This is a genomic window from Paenarthrobacter sp. NPDC090522 (genome assembly GCF_044769225.1).
Lineage (GTDB): Bacteria > Actinomycetota > Actinomycetes > Actinomycetales > Micrococcaceae > Arthrobacter.
Genome location: NZ_JBIVXL010000007.1, coordinates 135745 through 156961, shown reverse-complemented (window position 1 = coordinate 156961; position 21217 = coordinate 135745). Strand labels below are relative to the sequence as shown.

The window sequence follows — 21217 nt, the reverse complement described above, 5'->3', positions numbered from 1 at the left end:
TCCTTGTGATTTCACGAGTGACTGCACCTTTCACTGGGGAGGACCCGGCGCCTTCGCCCGGACCTGTCAACTGGAGATGGTTGCTTTTTTGACAGGTCCTGTCAAAACAACGCAACCAACCGAGTCACAGAGTACATAGCGACGGGGAATTATGACATACAGCACATTTCGGGAAATTTGTCTTGTCACACGCCGCGCGGCAAGCCATGTGACGAACTAAGAACGGCAGCGTGAGGGGAGGCCGCCCGTTCAGATGCCGACGACCTCCCCGCAAGGCGGGTTCAGCCCTTCGGCGTCACTTGCAGCCGATCAAAGGAGACCTGCTTGCCGTCCTTGTCCAGTACCACCACATCGTCCCGGCCATTCTTCACATCGGAAGGAAGAATGAATTCCACGGTGTTATCCGTTGTTGGGAAAATCCAACCCAGGCGGTAGCTGTTCTTATTGAGATATACGTAGTACCACTGCCCATACTCCAGCCCTTTCAAAACTACCTTCTGGCCGTTGCGGTACTTGAACTCCGTACCGAGGTCGAAAGGCGGGGTCTGGCCATCAAAGTCCTGGACGGTCAGTCGCGGTTCAAGCGACGGCTGCGCGGGCTGCACCTTCAAGGCCAGTGCATCACCTTCCGCCGCCGCCACAACCTCCTTGGCACCGTTGCGCGCCGTCACTTCGAAGGACTGAGCGGGCAAGGACCCCGCAGCCACGTCGGCAGCCGTCAGCACATGCTCACGCGTGGCAGTCACGCTGTCACCGGCGGCCAGCGAAGCAACCGAAATCCCGGCCACGGGAGCTTCAACCCCGGTTACTGCCACGTTCCCGGAGTTGCCCACGGTGTACGTGTAGGTCACGGGATCGCCAACACTCGCGTAGCGGTCCCCGTTCACGTCAGACCACTCCGCAACGACGGTTGCCGACAACCCAGCATTGCGCACCTTCAGATCCACCTCGCCACCGTTGATCTGGTAGGTCTTGATGGACTGCCCGGCAGCGCTGACCTCCCACGACGTAAGAGGAACAAAGAAGCCCTGCTCGGCCTCCGCCGCCGTCACCGTGTGCCGCGGCGTGGTGCACTGGTAGCTCTGCCCGGCAGGCAAGGACGAGTACCGGCAGTTGCCCGCACCTTCCGGCAGGAACGGACTGAAGTTGCCCGCCGTCGGAACCACTTTCTCCGCCAGGGGACCAGTGTTCTTCACCGTGAAGGTGTACGGGACCAGGTCGCCTGCCGCGTACGGCTGGGTGGCGAGGTCACGCCCGACGTCGGCACGCGCCCCGCTGATGTCGGCCGCCAGCAGCCCGTCGCGCAAGGCCACCGCAGCGCCGGTGAACGGCACGGTTTTGGTGAGTGACGGCGTCGTGGTTGAGGTGATGCTGAAGCTGGCTTCGGGCGCGAAGTAGCCCCGCTGGATGTCGGCCTCAGTTATGACGTGCTTGGCCGTGCTGCAGGTGTAACTGGCTCCTGCGGCGAGGTTGTTGTACCGGCAGTTAGGAGCCGACGGCGGCAGGAACCCGGAGTCGAAAGTCCCCGACATAGGAATGGCGTTGGTGGTCACGTTGGCGGTGCTTTTGACCGTGAAGCTGTACGTCAACGCTTCACCCACTTGGTACGGGTTGGCAACAACATCGCGGGCCGGTGCAGTGCCGGTGATGGTGAGTCCCACCTGCGGTGCCACGGGCACAGTGGCGGTAAAGGTGAACTGCGAAACCCGGTCATCCGCCGTCGTGAAGGCCGCGTTCAGGTTCTGCGGCCCACTGGCGTTGGTCGGCGCGGTGAGGGCGACGTTCACGGTGGTCGAGGCGCCGGGCGCCAGGGTGGGCACGGGAACCGTGGTGGCAGACCAGCCCGACGGCGTGTAAACCGTTGCGCTGGCCCCGGACAGGGCCACCGCTTCCTGGTTGGTGACAGTCACGGGAACCTGCTGTGTGGTGCCCGGGGCCGTGGTGACCTCAGGAACGGAGAGTGGAGCGCAGGCGTAGTTCAACCACGCGTCATCGAACGAGGCGAACGGCATGTTGTCCGTGTAGTTGCCCTCGTAGAGCACCCCGAACTTGCCATCTTCCAAACGCGTCACCGTGGAGTAGGCCGAGAAACCTGAACGGATGGTCCGTACCCCCGGCCACGTGGCGCCGTCGTCGCACGATACCCGGGCCGAGACGTTCTCGCGCCCGGTCTTGGAGTTGGCGTTGGTGAAGATGAGCTTCTTCGCGTCGGCCGAACCCTGGGCGGCGTTGGGGAACATCCGCGAGATGGCGCCGTTGTTGGCGGGGTCCGGCAGCTCAGTGTCCTGGGTAACGGGACCGTACGTGGCGCCGCCATCCGTTGAGATGGCCACCTTGCGGTAGCCCTGGTTGGCGTTGTCGCGGGAGTTCAGCAGGACGCGTCCGTCGGAGAGCTCAACGGTCTTGTTCTCGTCCATCCGGTCGCCCACGTTGGCGCCCTTCTTCCAGGTCACCCCGTGATCGTCGGAGTAGACGCTGTAGGCCTGGATCTTGTTGGTCCCGTCGGCCTGGCGCACATCGCCCGCGTATTGCTGGATGAGCCTGCCCTTGTGCTGCCCGTACTTGAGCTGGATGCCCTCGCCGGAGGACGCGAAGTTGGAGCGGACATCCCCGGCCACGGGGCTAGTCTTGCTGGTGCCGGGCTTGGTGACGTTGGTAATCAGCCGCGGCTGGCCCCAAGTGACGCCACCGTCAGAGGACTCGATGACGGCGGAGGAAATGACGTTCCTGTCAGCGTCGTCGTTGCCGAACTGGCTGCCGCCGAAGCCCTGGTCCTTCGAATAGACAAAGAAGGCGAAGACTTTGTTGGCCTCGGCGTCGTAGATGTAGGAAGGGTCGCTGTAGCCGTACTTCGGGCCGCTCGCATCGCCAACGTGTCCGGCGGCAATGACCTGAACCGGGCCCCACGTTTTGCCGCCATCGGTGCTGCGGCGCTGCACGATCGAGTTGGGGTTGGGGGCGTCCGCTGCCGACCCCGGCCGGCCGTCCCACGCAGCGAGGACCACGTTATTGGCCAGGTACGTGAGGGCGGGGATCCGGTAGAAGAAGTTGTCCGTGGTGCGGTCGGCAGCGAGGTTGGTTTCGCTGAAACTTCCGGGGGCCAGCGTGGGGTCGTTGGCAGGAATGGGGGCGGCATTGGCAGGCAAGCCCAAGCCAGCCACCAGGCTGACGGCCAAGGCACAGCCCACGGCACCTACGGAGGATAAACGGGCGAACGAGAGTGCGGGGGATCTCAAATCCAGTGTCCTTTCGAAACGGCGGGATCGATCCAACATGACCATTGGTGTTACGTGCCACGTCGAACGTCCTACAACCATAGAGTGTTGGTCGTCACATTGCCAGAGATGAACCGGTGGAATGCGTCCGTCTGCCTGCAGGCACTAACGTCGAACACATACCGGCAAACCCTCAGTAATGGAGCTGCGCAGTGAAAATCCTCGTCCCCCACACCATCGCCCTGGACCTGAGCGCATCAGGGGAAACGGTCGCCACGTACCAGGTCGACCAGCCGATTCCTGACGAGCACACGGACGCCGAAGTCCTGGTGGTCTGGCAGAACACCGCGGCGAACCTCAGCGACGCAGCGGAACGACTCGGAGACCTCAGGCTCGTCCAAACACTCGCCGCAGGCCCGGACTCCGTCCTCGCCGCAGGCTTCGCAGAGAACGTGGCCATTACCTCCGGGCGCTCACTCCACGACGGCCCCGTGGCCGAACACGCCCTGGCCTTGGTCCTGGCAGCCGTCCGGCGCCTGGACGTGCTGCTCGAGTCGCAAAAAGCCGCCACCTGGAACCGCGATTACAACGTGGCCCAGTCGTCGCCGGATACCGGGCAGCTCTACACGCTCGACGGCGCCAAGGTCACCATTTGGGGGTTCGGCTCCATCGCCGGGCGCCTCGCTCCCCTGCTGGCCGCGCTGGGTGCCAAGGTCACCGGCGTCGCGAATTCCGCTGGCGAGCGCTATGGGTTCCCGGTGGTCGCCACCTCCGAACTCCCCGAGGTACTGAAGACCACGGACGTGCTGGTCTCCATCCTGCCGGCGACTCCGGAAACCGAAAGCTCACTCAACGCCGAGGTGCTCGCTCCCCTTCCGGAGACTGCCGTGTTCGTCAACGTGGGCCGCGGAGCCACCGTGGACGAGGATGCCCTGCTGACGGCCCTCCGTAACGGCAGCCTGCGCGCGGCTGCGCTGGACGTCACCAAGGTTGAGCCCCTCCCTGCGGATTCGGAGCTGTGGTCGGCGCCCAACCTGATCATTACCCCGCACGTTGCAGGAAACCGGCCCAAGGGCTCATCGGCCCTGGTGCTGTCCAACCTGGCAGCCCTCAAGGAAGGCCGGGAACTGACCAACCAGGTAGCCGGCTAGGCACGCAAAAAAGCGGGCGCGTCCGTCAAGGACGTGCCCGCTTTTCGCGAGTGGGTATCAGGCGTGCTCGTACGTGAGGCAGTCAGCGGAATCGGCGCCGGGGCCAACCTTCACATCGTGGGCTTCGCACATCAAGTTGTTGTTGTGGACGCATTCGGAACGCTGGCAGGCACCAACGTGCGCAAGGACCTTGGGCAGTCCGCCCATGGTGTTCGTGTCGATGAACGTGGCACAGGATGCGTGGTCCTGGGTGCCACCGATGGTGATTCCAAAGGCGGTACAACCGTTGTGGTTGAACCCGCACGTTCCGACGCTGCAGGCGGATACTTCGGCAACATGTTCGGTCATTGTTCCTCCTGGTGTGGGCCAAGGGGCTGAACCCCGGATGTACTACCCAAAGTACGCCTGATTCCGGGGGTTTAACCCGGTTGATTAGCGCATTTGTACGTTCGCTAATCCGTTCATTTGCCTGGAGCCCGCAGGAACTGGCCTGGAGTCCGGACCGCGCGGCTGATCTTCTCCAGCGTTTCCTTGTCCAGGGGAGCCACCAGCCGCTGCTCGCGGGCAGCCCTGTCCGCCTTGATTTTCTGGACGACCATGCGCCCCAGCCCGGCGAAAACAGCTACGGCCATCACGCCCAGCACCATCGACTTCGGTTTCTCAGCCATGCCGCAATCCTAGTGACGCCACGCACCTGCTGCCAGACCGCCGTCGGGCCCTGATCGCAGGGAATTTCCCCCGAATCGGCGGGGGCTCCTCGCACAAACGCGCTGAATAGGGTATGTGCGCTCCTCCCGGTAGGATAGACGTGCAAGCTCGCGGAGCGCCCCCACACCGTTTCAGGACACCGTTTTCGGGACATAGTTCGAACGCGGCTGAACGGCGTGAGACGGCATCCTCCGCGGCAGCCTTATTTAAAGGTTCACCCAACTCACGCACAGGAGTTACCGGATGCCCCGGATCGTCGTTGACGTCATGCCCAAGCCCGAGATTCTGGACCCCCAGGGGAAGGCCATCGTGGGTGCACTGCCCCGCCTCGGCTTCAACAGCTTCAGCGCAGTCCGCCAGGGCAAGCGCTTCGAACTGACGGTCGACGGCGAGGTGACCGACGCAATCCTGGCACAGGCACGCGAGGCGGCTGAGACGCTGCTCTCCAACCCGGTGATCGAGGATGTTGTCAACGTCGAGGTCGTCGAGGCCTGAGATGACGTCACTCCCCCTGATTGGCGAGGCCGTGGCCGTCGCCGCTGAGCCCCGGTTGGCGGGCGCCAAGATCGGCGTCGTCACCTTCCCCGGAACCTTGGACGACCGCGACGCCGCCCGTGCAGTCCGGCTTGCAGGCGCCACGGCGGTGCCGCTCTGGCACGCAGACACCGAACTTGGCGACGTGGACGCCGTAGTGGTTCCCGGTGGTTTCTCCTATGGCGACTACCTCCGCGCCGGCGCCATCTCCCGCTTTGCGCCGCTGATGTCCAAGATCATCGACGCCGCAAACTCCGACGCCAAGCTGCCCGTCCTGGGCATCTGCAACGGTTTCCAGATCCTGACCGAATCGCACCTACTGCCCGGTTCCATGATCAAGAACGACCACCTGAAGTTCATCTGCCGCGATCAGGTGCTGCGCGTGGAAAACGCCAACACCGCGTGGACCGTGGACTACCAGGCCGGCCAGGAAATCACCGTGCCCCTGAAGAACCAGGACGGCCAGTACATCGCCGATGAGAAGACCCTCGACGCCCTTGAGGCCGAGGGCCGCGTGGTGTTCCGCTACGTGGGCTTCAACCCGAACGGCTCCCGCCGCGACATCGCCGGCATCTCCAACGCCGCGGGCAACGTGGTGGGGCTCATGCCGCACCCCGAGCACGCCGTTGAGGCAGGCTTTGGTCCGTCAACCAACGACGGCACCGATGGCCTCGGTTTCTTCACCTCCGTACTGACCAAGATTGTGGGAGGCGACAAGTGACCACCGAAACCACCAAGAAGTTCAACATCGATACCGTTGAGCACGCGGCCAAGACCCCGGACACGGAACTCCCGTGGGCCGAACTGGGCCTGAAGCAGAACGAATTCGACGAGATCGTCAAGGTCCTGGGCCGCCGCCCCACCGGCGCCGAGCTGGCCATGTACTCCGTGATGTGGAGCGAGCACTGCTCCTACAAGTCCTCCAAGAACCACCTGCGCCAGTTCGGCGACAAGGTCACCGAGGAGATGAAGAAGGACATGCTGGTGGGCATCGGCGAGAACGCCGGTGTCACCAACCTGGGCGACGGCTGGGCCGTGACGTTCAAGATCGAGTCCCACAACTCGCCGTCGTTCGTTGAGCCGTACCAGGGTGCCGCTACCGGCATCGGCGGCATTGTCCGCGACATCATCTCCATGGGCGCACGCCCTGTGGCCGTGATGGACCCGCTGCGCTTCGGTGCGATCGACCACCCGGACACCGCCCGCGTGATGCACGGTGCCGTCGCCGGCATCGGCGGCTACGGCAACTGCCTTGGCCTGCCGAACATCGGCGGCGAAATGGTGTTCGACTCCGTCTACCAGGGCAACCCGCTGGTGAACGCACTGGCCGTGGGCGTCATGCGCCACGAGGACATCCGCCTGGCCAACGCCTCCGGCAAGGGCAACAAGGTTGTCCTGTTCGGTGCCCGCACGGGTGGCGACGGCATTGGCGGCGCTTCGGTGCTGGCCTCCGAGTCCTTTGACGACACCAAGCCGTCCAAGCGTCCCGCCGTCCAGGTGGGCGACCCCTTCGCTGAAAAGGTGCTCATCGAGTGCTGCCTCGAACTCTTCAAGGGTTCGCTGGTTGAAGGCATCCAGGACCTCGGCGCTGCAGGCATTTCCTGTGCCACGTCCGAGCTTGCTTCCAACGGCGACGGCGGCATGCAGGTTGAGCTGACCTCGGTGCTGCTGCGCGACCCCACGCTGACCCCGGGCGAGATCCTCATGTCCGAGTCGCAGGAACGCATGATGGCAATCGTCACCCCGGAGAACGTGGAAGCGTTCGAGGCTGTGATGGACAAATGGGCCGTTGAGTACTCCTGGCTGGGCGAGGTCACGGACACCGGCCGCCTCATCATCACCTGGGAAGGCGACGTAATTGTCGACGTCGATCCCCGCACCGTTGCGCACGACGGCCCGGTCTACGACCGCCCGTACGCCCGCCCGGAGTGGCAGGATTCCGTCCAGGCCAACGCCTTCACCGGATCCGTGGAAGACGCCAACCGCCCGTCCGCTCCCTCCGAGCTGGCAGCCGCCGTCACCGAACTCATTGCATCGCCCAACATGTGCAGCAAGTCCTGGATCACCAAGCAGTACGACCGCTACGTTGGCGGCAACACGGCCATGGCTTTCCCGGACGACGCCGGCGTGGTCCGCGTCGACGAAGAGTCCGGCCTGGGCGTTGCCCTGGCCACCGACGCCAACGGCCGCTACACCTACCTGGACCCGTACCAGGGCGCGCAGCTGGCACTGGCCGAGGCCTACCGCAACGTAGCCACCTCGGGCGCCGTGCCCATGGCCGTCAGCGACTGCCTGAACTTCGGTTCCCCCGAGGACCCGGATGTCATGTGGCAGCTCGCCGAGGCCATCCGCGGCCTGTCCGACGCCTGCATGGAACTGGGCGTTCCGGTCACCGGCGGCAACGTTTCGCTGTACAACCAGACCGGCACCACGCCTATCCACCCCTCTCCGGTGGTGGCAGTCCTGGGCAAGCTCGACGATGTCGCCCGCCGCACGCCGTCGGGCTGGCGCGAGGACGGGCAGGCCATTTACCTGCTCGGCACCACGGCTGCCGAACTGGACGGCTCCGAGTGGTCCAACCTCCGCGGCCACCTCGGTGGCCAGCCGCCTAAGGTGGACCTGGCAGCCGAGCGTGAGCTTGGTGAGATCCTCATCAACGCTTCCCGCGACGGCATGGTGGACGCCGCGCACGACCTCTCCGAAGGTGGCCTCGCGGCCGCGCTGGTGGAGTCTTCGCTGCGTTACGGCGTGGGTGCCCGCATCGCCCTGGAGGAACTCATGGAGCGCGACGGCGTGGACCTGTTCACGGCCCTGTTCTCCGAGTCCCAGGCCCGTGCGGTGGTTTCCGTGCCGCGCTCCGAGGAAGTCCGCTTCAAGGACATGTGCACGGCCCGCGGCTTTGCGCACCTCCGGATCGGCGTAGTTGACGCTGACGGCGGAAAGCTGGAGATCAACGGCGTTGACGAACTCTCGCTGGACGCCCTCCGCGAAGCACACGAAGGCACGCTGCCGAAGTACTTCGGCTAGCAGAAGCCAAAAAACGCGGGACCACGCACGTGGTCCCGCGTTTTTTGTTTACCCAGGCCAGGTCTGCTGCCGCTTCAGGTTTTCCGTGAACTCGGGCCCGGGCACCGGACGGCCAAAGTAGTAGCCCTGGCCGCTGGTACATCCGATGCTCCGCAGGGCCTCGGCCTGCTCTGCCGTCTCGATCCCTTCCCAGATCCCGTCCAGCCCGCAGGACCGGATCACTTGCTGGATGGCGGCGAGGAACGTCAACTGGGTGTCGTCCTTCCCCAGGTCCCGGACGAACTCCCGGTCCACCTTCACGTGGTCCACCGGCAGTTTCCGGAGGTACCCCATGGACGAGTATCCCGTGCCGAAATCGTCGATCTCCAGGCCCACGCCCAGCCGGTGCAGGCTCATGAGGGTGTAACGGTCGAGTTCGTTGTTCTGGATGATGGCGCTCTCGGTGAGCTCCAGGACCAGGGATTCGGGTGGAAGCCCGGCCCCGGACAGGGCTTCGCGCACATCGTCCACGAATTCCAGGCTTTGCAGGTCCGGTGCGGAAACGTTGATGCGCATGGTGAAGTCGTGGTGCGCGGTTTCCGGATCCTGCCGCCACTGCGCCAGCTGGGCCACGGAGGTCCGCAGTACCCAGCGGCCCAGCTTCGCGATCAGGCCGGAAGACTCGGCGATGGGAATGAAGCGGTCCGGCATGATGAGCCCATGCTCGGGGTGGTTCCAACGGACCAGTGCTTCGCTGCCTTGGAGGCGTCCGGTAGCCAGTTCAACGATCGGCTGGTAGTACAACACCAACTGGTCGGAGTCGATGGCGTGGGCCAAGTCCCCCACGATTTGCCGCTGGAGTTGGCGCGCCAGAAGGGTGGCGGGATCGAAGTTCTTGACCTTGTTCCGGCCCTCGGCCTTGGATTCCTCCATGGCCATGTCCGCTTCAAGGAGCAGCTCACTGGGCGAGTGGTGCGGTTCAACCATCCGCAGCCCCACGCTGGCCCTGCACTGGACGCTTTCGGTCCCGAGGTCGATCTCGGGTTCCAGCGCTGCCAGAATGCGGTTCCCGGCGGCGGTAGCCCTGGCAAGAGGGGTGGCGCGCAACAGCACCGCGAATTCGTCGCCACCCAGGCGAGTGACGACGTCGTGCTCCCCCACTGTTTCGCGGAGGCGCATGGCGACGGTCATCAGGACCTGGTCCGCGGCCGCATGGCCCACCGATTTCTTCAGGGCTTTGAAGCCGTCAAGGTCCAGCAACAGCAAGGCTGCGGGCAAGCCTCCCTCTGCCTTTTGTACCTCCACCAGGGCGCTCTCCAAGGCAAACCGGTCGCCGAGCCCCGTCAACGGGTCCGTACGCGGCTCGCGTCCCTCGGACTCGCGGGCCGGGTGAAGCTCGCCCTTGGCGTTCAAGACAATTCCAAGCGGCGCAAGCTGTCGTCTACCACGGACTTCGGTTTGGCAACGGGGTTGCTGCGCTCGTCCAGGAAGAGCCGGTAGGACGCAACATCCAGCTTCCCACCCGGCTCCGGACTGGCCCCGGAACGGTAAACGTGGGTGATCCAGGATCCGCCGAGGATCGCCTCGATCCAGGCGTCACATTCGGCCAGCGGCAAGGAAAGACGCGTGCCGGTGGCGCGGCGGTGTCCCGCGATGGAAAGGGTGATGCAGCTCCCCTGCAGGCCCTTGTCCGCCGTGAACCACGCGAGGCCTTGGACGTCGGCCACGATGGTCAGGCTCGCATTACCGTCCTCCACCGACTGGACCGGATTCATCCGGACCGACCGGCGGGCAGTGTTCAGTGCCGTGGCCGTGCCCGCCTGGTAGGGCGGGCTGGTGATGTCCTGCCGGAACGCGTTCAGCTCCTGGGTGTGCTGGATCTGGATCCTGGTGGTCAGTCCATTGATGGTCATGATCGTGCCTCATCAGCGATAGTGGCCGCCCCGAGGCGGTCTGCTCCGACAATCCTGTTTCGTCCTTGCGCCTTGGCGCTGTAGAGTGCCGCGTCCGCAACTTCGATCATGAAGGTGAGGTCCGCGGTGGCCGGAGTGCTGGATGTGACCCCGTAGCTGACTGTTGGGAAGGTGCCGCCTCCGGGCACTTCCATGGTGGACATGCGGCGGCTGATCTCCACTGCCACGTTTTCCGCGCGCTCCTGCGTGGCACCGGGCAGGAAGAGGACGAACTCTTCCCCGCCGTAGCGGCCCACAAGATCCGTGGAACGAACACTGGCGCGGCAGGCCTCGGCGAACGCCTTGAGGGCGGCATCGCCGGCGCGGTGGCCGTGTTCATCGTTGACCGCCTTGAAGTGGTCAAGATCGGCCAGCACGACGGCGGCACTCGAGTCGGTGCCCCGCAGGCGGTTGAGTTCGGTGCCGGCCAGGTCAAGGAACGTTCCGCGGTTGAGGAGCCCGGTCAGGTGGTCCCTGCTGGCGCGTTCACGGAGTCCCTTGATCAGTTGGTCGCTGCTGAGTGCCGTCATGCTGAAAGAAACGGTGACCAGCAGCACCAGCGATACCAGGCCCGACGGTGCCGGACCGAAGTAGGTCCGGAACACCTCGCTGAATGGGCCGTCGATGGCGTAAGCCACCCACCGGCCCAGATAGTAGACGGCCAGCAGGCCTGCCGCGATGGACAAACCCTTGTGCACTTGTGAGAGCGACGCCTTGATGAACCAGAGATCCTTGGCGGCCAATGCAATGCCAATGGTCATCATGCCCAGGTAGACAAAGCCCCCGGACCACACGTTGGTGGCGGGATTCTCCATGAAGGAAGCCACGGCCGTGATCAATGGTGCGACGGCAAGCTGCCAGGGAGCTGCCTTCTTGTCCCGCAAGGTGCGGGCTCCCGCCCAAACGCTGTAGGAACCTGCCACCACCAGGACGTTGCCCAAGGGGTTCGCCCAGGTTTGGTGGAGGGTACCGTTGAGCAGGAAAGCCGCGTTGCCGAGCATGTATTCCAGCAAGGCAATGCCCCACCAGCCCGCATATGGCGACTTGGTGCGTCGGTAGGAGGTGAAGAACAGCACAAAGAGGGTCAGGGTGACCACACCGAGGGCTACCCTCACCGAGAAAGCGTCGAGCACCATGGTTAGCTCCTGCCAGTTGGTCCCACGCCAATTTCTACCATGACGGGGTTCCTGTCACAGCAGCACCTGCCCACGTGTTGCACCGGCCAGCAATATTGCCCATGTCCACTCATCTCCCCCCTGGGTGATCCGTGGTTTCAGTGTGATCCCGTTGGCTCAACCTCCCTGCGGCATTTCGTCAAGATTGGATCAAGAAAGCCCAAAGCCACCACCTAGACGATTTCTCAAAACCCCTAATTTTTAGCTTTTGACCGATTCGGCATTACAGGAACCCCGAGATTCCGCGGATGGCCAACACCTACGGAATCTATTTCGCCACCTAGACGCGATTTTGTGGGGCAGGCTTCCTCGTGAAGCAACGGCGGATTGGGGCTGGGCCATGAACGGGATCGATCAATGAGTGCGGATTTCACGCAGGTGTGTGTCCCGTCCGGTGGTGGTGGGTCCGGGATCAATGTGGACACGTTGCCGCCGTTGCCTGATTCTGAGGTGTTGGACGCCCAGGTGCAGTCGATGATTGTTGCCGGGGTGGGGTTCCATAACGGGGTTCAGGACGCGGCCCGGAACTGGTCCGGGCTCCGGGCCTTCTACCGGACCCCCGAAGCCGAACAAGTGCTCTGCGCGTTCACCCCGGCCCTGGCCAAAGCGGCCCGGGTGAAGGACCTGACCGGGGCGGCGGCGAGGACCCTGTACGCGTACGCGGACCGGGCAAGGGACTTCAAGCGCCGCATCACCGGTTTACGGGCTGAGGTGCAGGCGCTGGACGCGGTGATCCTGGCCAACGATGACTGGCACACGAAGGCCCAGATCGTGGACACCCACCAACGGCTCATGTCCGCCGCGTCCGGGTTGGCCCAGCAGATCCTTGACTCCGACACCCAATGCGCCAACGAACTCTCCGCCCTGACGCACGGGCACCGGTACACCCCAGTGGAGGTCCCGCGGCGGAGCATGTTCGCCTCCACGGACCAGGTCGCCAACGGGTTCAGTTGGCTGCAGCACCAATTGGGCACCGACCCACCGGTCCCTGACCTGCCCTGGGGGCCGGCGGTATCGATCCGGCACGAGGGCCGCCTGTCCGCGGTGCAGGGTTTCGGGACCGCCGCCGTCGGGGCGGTCCAGGGCCTGTACACGCTGTTCGGAACAAAAGACAAAACCCAGCAAGCCCAGACCTGGCAGGGTGTGGGGGCGTTGGGTGCTGCGGTGTTCCGGTCCAAAGCCGTGATCGACCGGGGCTTCACGGACATGGACGACGGCGATATCGAAGCGCTCCTGACCGCCACCGCCGCGATCAAGGAAACCGTGCACGCCGACGAATGGGCCACCGATTACTGGCGCGCCGGCGGACAAACCACCTTCGACCTCGCCACCGCAGCCACAGGAGGCGCCGGTGCCGGCCTCACCCTCGAAGCCCGCATCACGACCCTCGCCGCCAGGCTCCGCGGCCTACCCACCACAATCACCAAAACAACGACGATCACCGAAGCCGGTGCCGGTGCCGGTGCCGGTGTTGCGGGAACGGCCGTGCCGGAGGAAGCCGCTGCCGCGCTCGGGACCACGGCCACTAAATCCAGCGCCGTGCTCGGGTCCGCAACGGCCGCCGAGTGGGCGAAGAACCTCGACGCTGGTATCGCACGCGTCCAGGAATTCCTGACCACCGTAGGTAGAACCATCGAGGACTACAACAACCCCGCCCCAGCAACGGCAGGCGTCCCCACAGGAACAAGAGCACCAGGGGCTGCCTCTGCCGGTACTGGTCGGCCTGGTCCGGCCACCCGCTGGCTCAACGAACACAACACCAACCCCACACCGGACCCAACCCCGGCGACCCGGACACCGTCAAATGGCCGCTGGAGCGACGACATCGACAACCGGGCCAGGAACACCCCCGCCCCCGAAACCGGACCCAACCCCGACCCCACCGACAGAGCCCGCCTGAACCAACGCTTCAACCCCACCACCACTGACCCCGTCGGCGTCCCGCACACCCACCCTGAACCGACAGTGCCGCCGGAGCTACACAGTCCCACGCCCCAGCCACGCCGCGGTCTTAGCAGCATTGATCTCCCTCTCAGTCCGCGAGACCACCCACGCCCTCCGGTGGAGCGACTCGTTCACGTGCCAAGGGCAAGTGGACCATCGTCGAGAACGGCGTTCGCAGCACGCGAAGATCTGGAGCCCAATACTGTCTATTCAGTTGAAGGCAGAGGGGACTTCTACACCGACGACAACGGGAAAGTGTCGTATGTGGAGACGCGATACGGCGACCGTGGAGGTCTAAATGCCGACTTGATACACACCCAGCCAAACACCACTTACGTGGTTCATCCCGAAGTGCCCAATCCAGTCGCCGGGGCAAGTCACGCGCATGTATTTGTCACTGATGCGGAGGGGCGTTCGGTTCTGGGTCACACAGATCAACTCGCGCTGGGCAGCGCCGATCGATCCGAATCCATACAGTCGCGCATAGGCCGCATTGGTGGAGATGGGTACGAAGGTGGCCATGTCTTTGCCAACGGCTTCGGCGGAGGCGGAGAAGACATCAATATTCTTGCTATGCTGCAACAGCTCAATAGAGGGGCTGGCGACAGCTTTTTCAACGTTGAAAACATGTGGCGTTCATTGTTGAAAGCCGATCCGTTGACCAAAATTGAAGTTGATTTCCTGTCCAACTTTCCCACTCCGAATCGTCTGGCTGACGTGTTTGCCGTGGAATTTTCGCATAGATGATAGGCCAAAGGTCAGAAAGGAATTCCAGAATGACTGAACAAGGGAATCTCCTCGCCGAACGCGAAGCCTTCGATAAACTCGGCTCACTGCTTCATCGACTGATCGGCCCGGCGGACGACCGCGTGGAGTTCATTGCCAGCGTCACGTCAACCACGAATGAGCAGCATATACGCGTCTACAACCCGGCTGGACAATTCGCCTCCAGCGAAGGACGATTCAACGACCATGGCGGATCCTTTGAGATCTCCCGTGCAATGCAGGAGCTCCGGCAGGCCTCTTATCGCACAGGGTTGGGGACATGGTTTGGAATACGCACCATAGTTACTGCTTCCGGAAGCGTCACGATAGACTTTAATTTTGACGACGAACCGCAGTGGGAGATCGATGTCGATCCCGAAGTTTACGCCAAAGACCAGTCGCGATTCCCGCGGGCTGCGGCGAAGCAACCAGGGTGGCTGAAACAAAAACTGGAAGAGGCCGCGGGACAATAGCATCCATGTGGATTGGCTGGATTGAATTCGATGTGCTCCTGGGCGACGTGCACAGCCTGAAGGAAAAGCGCTCCCTGGTCAGGCCGCTGGTCGCCGAGCTGAAGCGGCGCTTCGACGTCTCGGCTTCGGAAACGGGCCTGCAGGACCAACACCGCCGCGCCATGGTGGGTGCAGCAATGGTCGCCTCGGATCACGCGCACCTGAGGGAAGTGCTCGACGCCGTTGAACGGTTCGTGGCGTCCCGGCCCGAGCTTGAGCTGCTCAGCGCGCGGCAGAGGGAACTCCACAGCGAGGACTAGTGGCCACCTGCTGGCGTGCCCCCACGACCCACTTTGGCGCGCAAACGCCCCCAGCATGCCTGTAGCACGGGCGTGTCGGGGGCGTTCGAGGTCAAAGTAGGTGGTGGCGGTACGCCTATGCCTCGATGGTCAGCTCGCCCATCCGGTCCCAGCCACTGCCTTCGAGCTGGCGGCTGATGATGTGCGGCGTCTCGGCGAGTGCCTGGGGCATCTCAGCCATGGCCTTCTTGAAGTGATCGCTCGTGACGTGGGCCTCTGCGGCGTCATCCTGGAACGCTTCGACCAGGACGAACTCGTTGGGATTGTCCACGCTGCGGGACCAGTCGAACCACAGGTTGCCGGGCTCGGCGCGGGTGGCCTCGGTGAAGTCGGCCACCAGGTCCAGCCAACGTTCCGACCAGTCGGGCTTGACGTTGAATTTAACGACGATGAAGATCACGGGCTTCGGCCTTTCGGTGGACGGTAGGTTTCCTTCCATCCTGTCAGAAGTAACGCCCGACGGCGGTCCGCACCCAAGGTGCGAACCGCCGTCGGGCGTTTTTAGCTGGCTTGCGCTACTTCATGGTTCCCCGTCTTACTTCATGGTTCCCTGTGAAACAGAGCCCTGCAGCTGGCGCTGGAAGATGATGTAGACAATCAGCACCGGCACCACGGTGACTGTCACGGCCGCGAACAAGGCTCCGAAGTCCACGGCGTAGCCCATCTGGCCGGCGAAGGCGGCGAGGCCTTGAGACAGCACCCGTGGACCGGCTGCGTTGATGGACACCGGGATGAGGAACTGGTTCCAGAGGCCCAGGAAGTTGAAGATGGCAACCGAGGCGAGGCCCGGCTTGGCCATCGGCAGCATGACCTGGAAGAACGTCCGCCACTCCCCTGCTCCGTCCAACGCCGCAGCCTCCGTGATTTCGTGGGGCAGCGACTTGAAGAAGGAGAACAGGAAGAACACCGTGAACGGCAGCGCGAAGCCGACGTACACCAGGATCAGGCCGGGCAGGGTGTTGAGCAGCCCGATGTTCCGCATCACAAAGAACAACGGAACCATGGCCAGGAAGATCGGGAACGTCAGGCCGGCGAGCATCAGGTAGTAGATGGCCTTGCTGCCCGGGAAGGTGTAGCGGGCCAGGACGTAGGCACACATGGCGCCAAGCACCATGACGATCACCAGCGCACAACCCACCACGATCACGGAATTGAGGAAGTAACTGCCAATTCCGGCCTCGCTCCACGCCTTGACGTAGTTGTCGAAACGCCACTGGGACGGCAAGGCGAACGGAGAGGCGAAGATCTCGCTGGACGTCTTGAACGAGGACATGAACGTCCACAAGAGCGGCAGGATCACGATGAGCGACCAGATGGTCAGCGCCGTGTGTGAAATGGCGCCAACTACTTTGTCACCGGGCGTGGTGGCGGGGGTGCGCGGTTGGAAGTGCAGGGACTTCATTTCCGGAGGTGCGACCTTGGTAGTCATCAGTTGCTCACATCCTTGTCGCCGCCGGTGAGCCTGTTAACCACGAACACCAGGCCGGAGAAGATCAGGGTGGTCACTGCCAGGACGACGCCCATGGCACTTGCCAGCCCGAATTGGCCCTTGCTGAAGGCCGTGAAGAACAGTTGCTGGGACATGACCAGTGTTGAGTTGTCCGGACCACCGCCGGAGTTCAGTGCGGCCATGTAGACAAAGGCGTCCAAGGCCAGGATGCCCATGTAGATGTAGGCGGTCTGGATGTTGTCCCGGATCAACGGGATGGTGATGGAAACGGCGGTGCGGAACCGGCCGGCCCCATCAATCCTGGCTGCCTCGAACAATTCGGCGGGAATGCCCTTGATGCCTGCTACGAACAGCACCATGTAGAAGCCAACAAAGCCCCAGACGATCACGAACATCGTGGCGATCATGGCTGTGTCCTTGTTGCCCAGCCACGCGAAGTCCTTGAACTGCTCCAACCCGATGCCCCTGAGCAGACCGTTGAGCAGGCCCCCTGAAGGATCGTAGATCTGCCCCCACATGATGCCGATGGCGATGGCCGGGATGGTGTAAGGGAAGAAGGAAACAACCCGGTAGAAGCTGGAGTTCCGCAGGCCCTTGATCTGGCCTTTGCTGCTCCCGCCCACAGTCACCAGCGTGGCCAGGACCAGGCTCAGGATGATGGTGATGATCGGCAGGAAGATGACCAGGAGGATGTTGTTCCCCATGGCCTTCATGAAGATGTCGTCGGTGAAGATCTTGGCATAGTTATCCAGGCCGATGAAGTTCTGGTTGGGCGAGAAGCCGGACCAGTCGGTCAGCGAGTAGCCGAAAGCCTGGATGAAGGGCCAAATCACGAACACGAGATAAATGACCAGCGGCAGTCCGAGGAACACCAGGAAGAAGCTGGCTTTGTCCCACGTCAGCGGCTTGCGGCGCCGCTTGACCAGTAGTGGTGGAGCCGTGGCCGGAACGACGGCGGCCGTGCCGTCGTCGTTCCGGCTCGCTTGCGTTTTCACTGCTGTCACTTCACTTCAATCTTCTTGACCGAGCTGTCGTTGCGGACCTTGTCCGTGATGTTCTGCAGCGCCGAGGTCAGCGTCGCCACGTCCGACTTGCCGTCGAGGAACGTGTTCCACACAACCAGCTGGTCCTTGTTGGTGCCGTAGAGGTCGATGAAGTTCCAGGTGTAGATGTTTTCCCCGGCGTCCTTGAGCAGTTTGGTCTGCGAAACGAGAGCCGTGGAGCCGAAGCCGTCTTCGGGAACGGTGTCCTTGACGATGGTGGGGGCCAGCTTGGTCTTGGCGAAGTTGGTTGCGGCGTCCTTGGACAGCATGACGCGCAGCAATTCCTTGCCACCGGCCACGTTCTTGCCTTGGGACGGAACAACAAACGGCTCGCCGGCTGCACTGTGCAGGGAGGCGTACGGCATCTTGGGGCTGGCGCTGACCGACGGCACGGGCGCACCCGTCATGTTGAAGCCTGCCTTGGTCTGGTCCTTCATTTCGTTCTCGATCCAGGAACCGGACGGGTAGAACACGGCTTCCTGGGCGTTGCTCCACTGCGCCTGGGCTGCCGTGAATTGTGTTCCCGAACCGCCCGGCTTGAAGAAGCCGGCCTTGACGATCTTGTCCAGTGCGGTGAACACCGACTGGATGGCGGGGTGCGACCAGCAGTCTGCCTTCAGGTTCTCCAGTGCCAGGCGGACCTCGTCGCCGCCTTCCTTGATGGCCGACGCGATGGCCATTTCCTGGTAGTAGGTGGCCGCTTCCTTGCCCCAGACGAACAAGTACTTGCCCTTGGCCTTGGCCTGCTCGCCGAGGGTATACATCTCATCCCATGTCTTCGGAACGGTCCATCCGTTCTCCTTAAGGAGGGCGTCCGAGTACCACACGGCGAAAACGGTGAGGACGTAGTTCAGGGCAGCAAGCTTGCCATCGAAAGTCCCTGGCGCCAGGACACCGGTGTAAAGGGTGTCCTTGATGACCTTGCCCTCGAGGTTCTTGGCCTCCACCACGCTGTTGAGGTCCTCAAGCTGGGCCAGGATGGTGCTGAAGCCGATGGCCTTGGCACCGGAGTTGTCGATCAGGTCCGGCGGGTTGCCACCGACGAAGCGCGGCTGGAGTTCCTGGGCGATATCCGTGGACGGGGCAATCTTGGCGGTTGAGCCGTCATGCGCCTTTTCGAAGGCCTTGCCGGCGAACTCGACATAGTCGATCCCGTAGCCGCCCTTGAAGATCACGGCGTCAACGGTGGCTTTGTCCGCCATGCCAAACGGGTTGGTGTCCGAGACGGTACCCGTGGGTCCGGTGGAGGTTCCGCCACCGCCGGCTGCACACGACGCGATGGTCCCGCCCATGGGGACGAGCACAGCTGCAGCAAGTGCTCCGCGCAGGAATCCGCGGCGGCCAAGGGACTGGTGCTGAATGGTCATTTCAATACCCCTTTAGTGACTCGTTATGTCCACCTGGTCCAGCTGGGGCCGGAGGGTGGGACAGTCTGGGGCTGGCGCTCTGGGACGCCAACCTTCGTGTGACATACTTCACCACGAATGATCGAAAATCAATATTTCTTGGCAGTTTCAATCAAGATTTGTCAAAGCGTGATCAAATGTAAGAACCAGGTTTTGCCGGTGTGCACTCTCAATCTAGACCCAACATGGCGGCGTGGGGAGTGCTTGAACAGGGCGTTTTACCCGGCGCTGGAGTCGCTTCGAGGGCTGGCCAGCCGTGCCCAACCAAGCTGTTCCTGCTGCTTGCGGCTGAGCGTCGCAACCACCAGGTCATAGGAATCCTCAACCATGTCCCGGATCATGTCATCCGGCAGGCCACCGTCCAGGCGGACGCCGTTCCAGTGCGTCTTGTTCATGTGCCACGCACCCGTGATCTCAGGGTGGGCTGCCCGCAGCTGCTCCGCCAGCGCCGGTTCGCACTTCAGGCTCACGGACCAGTCGTCCGGATTCATGGCCGAAAGCGCAAACATCTTGGCCTCGTGCCGGGCACCGCCCGCAACGGCCGACCGTACCTTGAATACCGACGTTTCGGGCCCGAAGGGGAAGTCCTCGAACGCACCGGGAAAGCTGAGGCAAATCTCGCGAAGGCTGGGAACGTCCATGGTTCGAGGGTACTAGTCCGCCTATGCGCACCCTTAGGCGACGCCCAGGAAGTCCTCCAGCAGCACCACTTCCAAGCCCGCGGCGAGCTGGGCTGCACGGAACGCGGCGAGGTCGGCGGCGAACTCGGCCCGGAAATGCATAAGCACAATGTCGCCGGGCCGCAGCGAGTTCCCCACCTGGTAGTCCATCTTGCCGGCATTCGCCTTGGCTTCCCAGGTGACGATCGCCTTCATGCCCGCGGCCGCGACGGCCTGGCGCATCACGTTGGAATACGCTCCACCCGGCGGACGGAACAGCGTGGGCTTGCGGCCGTACTGCTGCGCGGCGTAGTCCTGCATCCCCACCATGTCATTGAGCTGCTGCTGGTAGCCCCACTGCCGCACCATGTTGATGTTGTGGCTTACCGTGTGGTTTTCCACCAGGCTGCCCTGGGCTTGGAAGGCTTTGAAGAACGCCGGGTTGTCGGCGATCGTGTCCCTGGTGAGGAACAGCGACACCGGGTAGTCATACTCGGCCATGAGCTTCACCGACTCCGGCGTCTTGATGTTGCCGTCGTCGATGGTCAGGAATACCACAGGATGCTGCGTGGGAATCTTGGTGATCACCGGGGCGAGACCGCCCACGATGGGCGGCAACTGGTAGTCCGGGATGAACGTGCGGCGGATCCGCTTGGTGGCTGTCGGAGTCGGCGTCGGTGATGGAGCGGACGACGTCGGGATCTCGCCACCCGCGGCCAGGGCGCCGTTGCCGGCGGGCAGGTCGGGCGAGGCAGTTGGCGTAGCCGGCGGCAGCCCCGTCGTCGTACTTTCGCCGACGCTGCATGCCGTCAGTCCGGCGACCACCGATGCGCCAAGTACCCCCAACATGGCCCGCCTGCTGGGCGCGGAAAATTGCACCGCAGAATGCTGCTCACACACGGCTGTCCCCCATGGACTAAGGAATGATTCAGTCGCAGATTAGCAGGAGAATCGGCGCGCTCTTTATAAGCCGTAGTGCCAGCCTTCGCGCGCCGGGCAGGAGTTGACTACCACATCGAGTCCGGCATCCCGCGCGCGTTGGCAAGCGGCGTCGTCGAACACGCCCAACTGGAGCCATACGGCCTTGGCGCCCACCGCAATCGCTTGGTCTATGACCGCGCCGACGCGCTCGGAATTGACGAAGCAATCCACGACGTCGATAGGGTGCTTCTCGGCAGGGATCTCGGCGAGGGTCTGATAGCCCTTCTCGCCGTGGACTTCCTCGCCCTTGAGATTCACGGGGATGATTTCCATGCCCATCTTGTCCCGAACGTAGAGCGCGACATCGTAGGCCGAGCGCCACTCGTTGTTGCTGAGGCCCACAATGGCCCAAGTGCCTTTTGTCCGCATCAACCGCTCGACGACGGCCGGGTCATTGACCTGCATCATCGCTCCAGC

General features: G+C 63.3%; 20 protein-coding genes. 7 read left to right on the top strand and 13 right to left on the bottom strand.

What is annotated here, in order from left to right; all coding sequences use genetic code 11:
- Nucleotides 1-281: 281 nt before the first annotated feature.
- On the bottom strand, nt 282-3275 hold the full coding sequence (locus ACIQT2_RS11100; RefSeq protein ID WP_402946299.1) for an exo-alpha-sialidase: 2994 nt from the start codon (nt 3273-3275) through the stop codon (nt 282-284).
- A 152-nt stretch (nt 3276-3427) separates the two neighbouring features.
- On the opposite strand from ACIQT2_RS11100, the gene ACIQT2_RS11095 reads away from it, so the two are divergent.
- Nucleotides 3428-4366 (top strand): NAD(P)-dependent oxidoreductase, encoded by a 939-nt coding sequence (locus ACIQT2_RS11095; protein WP_402946297.1) that lies wholly within the window; start codon nt 3428-3430, stop codon nt 4364-4366.
- 57 nt (nt 4367-4423) lie between these two features.
- Here ACIQT2_RS11095 and ACIQT2_RS11090 read toward each other — a convergent pair whose 3' ends face one another.
- Together ACIQT2_RS11090 and ACIQT2_RS11085 are read right to left on the bottom strand one after the other, a co-directional pair.
- Complete coding sequence (locus tag ACIQT2_RS11090; protein WP_397326439.1) at nt 4424-4714, bottom strand: DUF1540 domain-containing protein; 291 nt, start codon at nt 4712-4714, stop codon at nt 4424-4426.
- A 113-nt stretch (nt 4715-4827) separates the two neighbouring features.
- Nucleotides 4828-5034 (bottom strand): hypothetical protein, encoded by a 207-nt coding sequence (locus ACIQT2_RS11085; protein WP_402946295.1) that lies wholly within the window; start codon nt 5032-5034, stop codon nt 4828-4830.
- A gap of 283 nt (nt 5035-5317) precedes the next feature.
- Here ACIQT2_RS11085 and purS point away from each other — a divergent pair, with 283 nt between their 5' ends.
- The 3 genes from purS to purL are packed head-to-tail and all read left to right on the top strand — an operon-like array spanning nt 5318 to nt 8635.
- A complete protein-coding gene (purS, locus tag ACIQT2_RS11080; protein WP_011773385.1) occupies nt 5318-5569 on the top strand; it encodes a phosphoribosylformylglycinamidine synthase subunit PurS in 252 nt (83 codons plus the stop codon).
- A gap of 1 nt (nt 5570) precedes the next feature.
- Nucleotides 5571-6329: a phosphoribosylformylglycinamidine synthase subunit PurQ gene (gene purQ, locus ACIQT2_RS11075; RefSeq protein ID WP_402946293.1), complete on the top strand. Its 759-nt coding sequence runs from the start codon at nt 5571-5573 to the stop codon at nt 6327-6329.
- Entirely contained in the window at nt 6326-8635 is a 2310-nt protein-coding gene (gene purL, locus ACIQT2_RS11070; protein ID WP_402946291.1) for a phosphoribosylformylglycinamidine synthase subunit PurL, read from the top strand. Before purQ ends, purL begins: the two co-directional genes overlap by 4 nt.
- A 48-nt stretch (nt 8636-8683) precedes the next feature.
- Here purL and ACIQT2_RS11065 read toward each other — a convergent pair whose 3' ends face one another.
- From ACIQT2_RS11065 to ACIQT2_RS11055, 3 genes are read right to left on the bottom strand one after another with little or no spacing between them, the layout of a single operon-like run.
- Nucleotides 8684-10027: a putative bifunctional diguanylate cyclase/phosphodiesterase gene (locus tag ACIQT2_RS11065; protein ID WP_402946290.1), complete on the bottom strand. Its 1344-nt coding sequence runs from the start codon at nt 10025-10027 to the stop codon at nt 8684-8686.
- A complete protein-coding gene (locus ACIQT2_RS11060) occupies nt 10024-10527 on the bottom strand; it encodes a hypothetical protein (protein WP_400270966.1) in 504 nt (167 codons plus the stop codon). Before ACIQT2_RS11060 ends, ACIQT2_RS11065 begins: the two co-directional genes overlap by 4 nt.
- Nucleotides 10524-11702, bottom strand: coding sequence for a GGDEF domain-containing protein (locus ACIQT2_RS11055; protein WP_402946288.1), 1179 nt, complete (start codon nt 11700-11702; stop codon nt 10524-10526). The genes ACIQT2_RS11060 and ACIQT2_RS11055 overlap by 4 nt, the downstream gene beginning before the upstream one ends.
- 396 nt (nt 11703-12098) lie before the next feature.
- On the opposite strand from ACIQT2_RS11055, the gene ACIQT2_RS11050 reads away from it, so the two are divergent.
- From ACIQT2_RS11050 to ACIQT2_RS11040, 3 genes are read left to right on the top strand one after another with little or no spacing between them, the layout of a single operon-like run.
- Nucleotides 12099-14432, top strand: coding sequence for a DNA/RNA non-specific endonuclease (locus tag ACIQT2_RS11050; RefSeq protein ID WP_402946286.1), 2334 nt, complete (start codon nt 12099-12101; stop codon nt 14430-14432).
- A gap of 29 nt (nt 14433-14461) precedes the next feature.
- A complete protein-coding gene (locus tag ACIQT2_RS11045; protein ID WP_402946284.1) occupies nt 14462-14923 on the top strand; it encodes a hypothetical protein in 462 nt (153 codons plus the stop codon).
- A gap of 5 nt (nt 14924-14928) precedes the next feature.
- Nucleotides 14929-15222, top strand: coding sequence for a DUF503 domain-containing protein (locus ACIQT2_RS11040; protein WP_402946282.1), 294 nt, complete (start codon nt 14929-14931; stop codon nt 15220-15222).
- Between the two features lie 115 nt (nt 15223-15337).
- Here the strand turns inward: ACIQT2_RS11040 and ACIQT2_RS11035 are convergent, their stop codons facing one another.
- The 7 genes from ACIQT2_RS11035 to ACIQT2_RS11005 form a co-directional block, all read right to left on the bottom strand.
- Complete coding sequence (locus ACIQT2_RS11035; protein WP_402946485.1) at nt 15338-15661, bottom strand: putative quinol monooxygenase; 324 nt, start codon at nt 15659-15661, stop codon at nt 15338-15340.
- A gap of 135 nt (nt 15662-15796) precedes the next feature.
- Entirely contained in the window at nt 15797-16690 is an 894-nt protein-coding gene (locus ACIQT2_RS11030; RefSeq protein ID WP_400336277.1) for a carbohydrate ABC transporter permease, read from the bottom strand.
- Nucleotides 16690-17715, bottom strand: coding sequence for a carbohydrate ABC transporter permease (locus ACIQT2_RS11025; RefSeq protein WP_402946280.1), 1026 nt, complete (start codon nt 17713-17715; stop codon nt 16690-16692). The genes ACIQT2_RS11030 and ACIQT2_RS11025 overlap by 1 nt, the downstream gene beginning before the upstream one ends.
- Nucleotides 17712-19121, bottom strand: coding sequence for an N-acetylglucosamine/diacetylchitobiose ABC transporter substrate-binding protein (gene ngcE, locus ACIQT2_RS11020; RefSeq protein WP_402946278.1), 1410 nt, complete (start codon nt 19119-19121; stop codon nt 17712-17714). Before ngcE ends, ACIQT2_RS11025 begins: the two co-directional genes overlap by 4 nt.
- A 257-nt stretch (nt 19122-19378) precedes the next feature.
- Nucleotides 19379-19801 (bottom strand): MmcQ/YjbR family DNA-binding protein, encoded by a 423-nt coding sequence (locus ACIQT2_RS11015; RefSeq protein ID WP_402946276.1) that lies wholly within the window; start codon nt 19799-19801, stop codon nt 19379-19381.
- Nucleotides 19802-19834: 33 nt separating this feature from the next.
- Nucleotides 19835-20668 carry a polysaccharide deacetylase family protein gene (locus ACIQT2_RS11010; protein ID WP_402946274.1) on the bottom strand — a complete coding sequence of 278 codons (834 nt, stop codon included), beginning with the start codon at nt 20666-20668 and terminating at the stop codon, nt 19835-19837.
- A 114-nt stretch (nt 20669-20782) separates the two neighbouring features.
- Nucleotides 20783-21208: a CoA-binding protein gene (locus tag ACIQT2_RS11005; RefSeq protein WP_400336286.1), complete on the bottom strand. Its 426-nt coding sequence runs from the start codon at nt 21206-21208 to the stop codon at nt 20783-20785.
- Nucleotides 21209-21217 lie beyond the last annotated feature (9 nt).

Bases quoted from the DNA above. Each gene is read 5' to 3' on its own strand.
- ACIQT2_RS11050 (WP_402946286.1), top strand. From the start codon at position 12,099: ATGAGTGCGGATTTCACGCAGGTGTGTGTCCCGTCCGGTGGTGGTGGG.
- ACIQT2_RS11090 (WP_397326439.1), bottom strand. From the start codon at position 4,714: ATGACCGAACATGTTGCCGAAGTATCCGCCTGCAGCGTCGGAACGTGC.
- ACIQT2_RS11040 (WP_402946282.1), top strand. From the start codon at position 14,929: ATGTGGATTGGCTGGATTGAATTCGATGTGCTCCTGGGCGACGTGCAC.
- ACIQT2_RS11085 (WP_402946295.1), bottom strand. From the start codon at position 5,034: ATGGCTGAGAAACCGAAGTCGATGGTGCTGGGCGTGATGGCCGTAGCT.
- ACIQT2_RS11015 (WP_402946276.1), bottom strand. From the start codon at position 19,801: ATGGACGTTCCCAGCCTTCGCGAGATTTGCCTCAGCTTTCCCGGTGCG.
- ACIQT2_RS11005 (WP_400336286.1), bottom strand. From the start codon at position 21,208: ATGATGCAGGTCAATGACCCGGCCGTCGTCGAGCGGTTGATGCGGACA.
- purS (WP_011773385.1), top strand. From the start codon at position 5,318: ATGCCCCGGATCGTCGTTGACGTCATGCCCAAGCCCGAGATTCTGGAC.
- purQ (WP_402946293.1), top strand. From the start codon at position 5,571: ATGACGTCACTCCCCCTGATTGGCGAGGCCGTGGCCGTCGCCGCTGAG.
- ACIQT2_RS11060 (WP_400270966.1), bottom strand. From the start codon at position 10,527: ATGACCATCAATGGACTGACCACCAGGATCCAGATCCAGCACACCCAG.
- ngcE (WP_402946278.1), bottom strand. From the start codon at position 19,121: ATGACCATTCAGCACCAGTCCCTTGGCCGCCGCGGATTCCTGCGCGGA.
- ACIQT2_RS11100 (WP_402946299.1), bottom strand. From the start codon at position 3,275: ATGTTGGATCGATCCCGCCGTTTCGAAAGGACACTGGATTTGAGATCC.
- ACIQT2_RS11010 (WP_402946274.1), bottom strand. From the start codon at position 20,668: ATGTTGGGGGTACTTGGCGCATCGGTGGTCGCCGGACTGACGGCATGC.
- ACIQT2_RS11055 (WP_402946288.1), bottom strand. From the start codon at position 11,702: ATGGTGCTCGACGCTTTCTCGGTGAGGGTAGCCCTCGGTGTGGTCACC.
- ACIQT2_RS11045 (WP_402946284.1), top strand. From the start codon at position 14,462: ATGACTGAACAAGGGAATCTCCTCGCCGAACGCGAAGCCTTCGATAAA.
- ACIQT2_RS11030 (WP_400336277.1), bottom strand. From the start codon at position 16,690: ATGACTACCAAGGTCGCACCTCCGGAAATGAAGTCCCTGCACTTCCAA.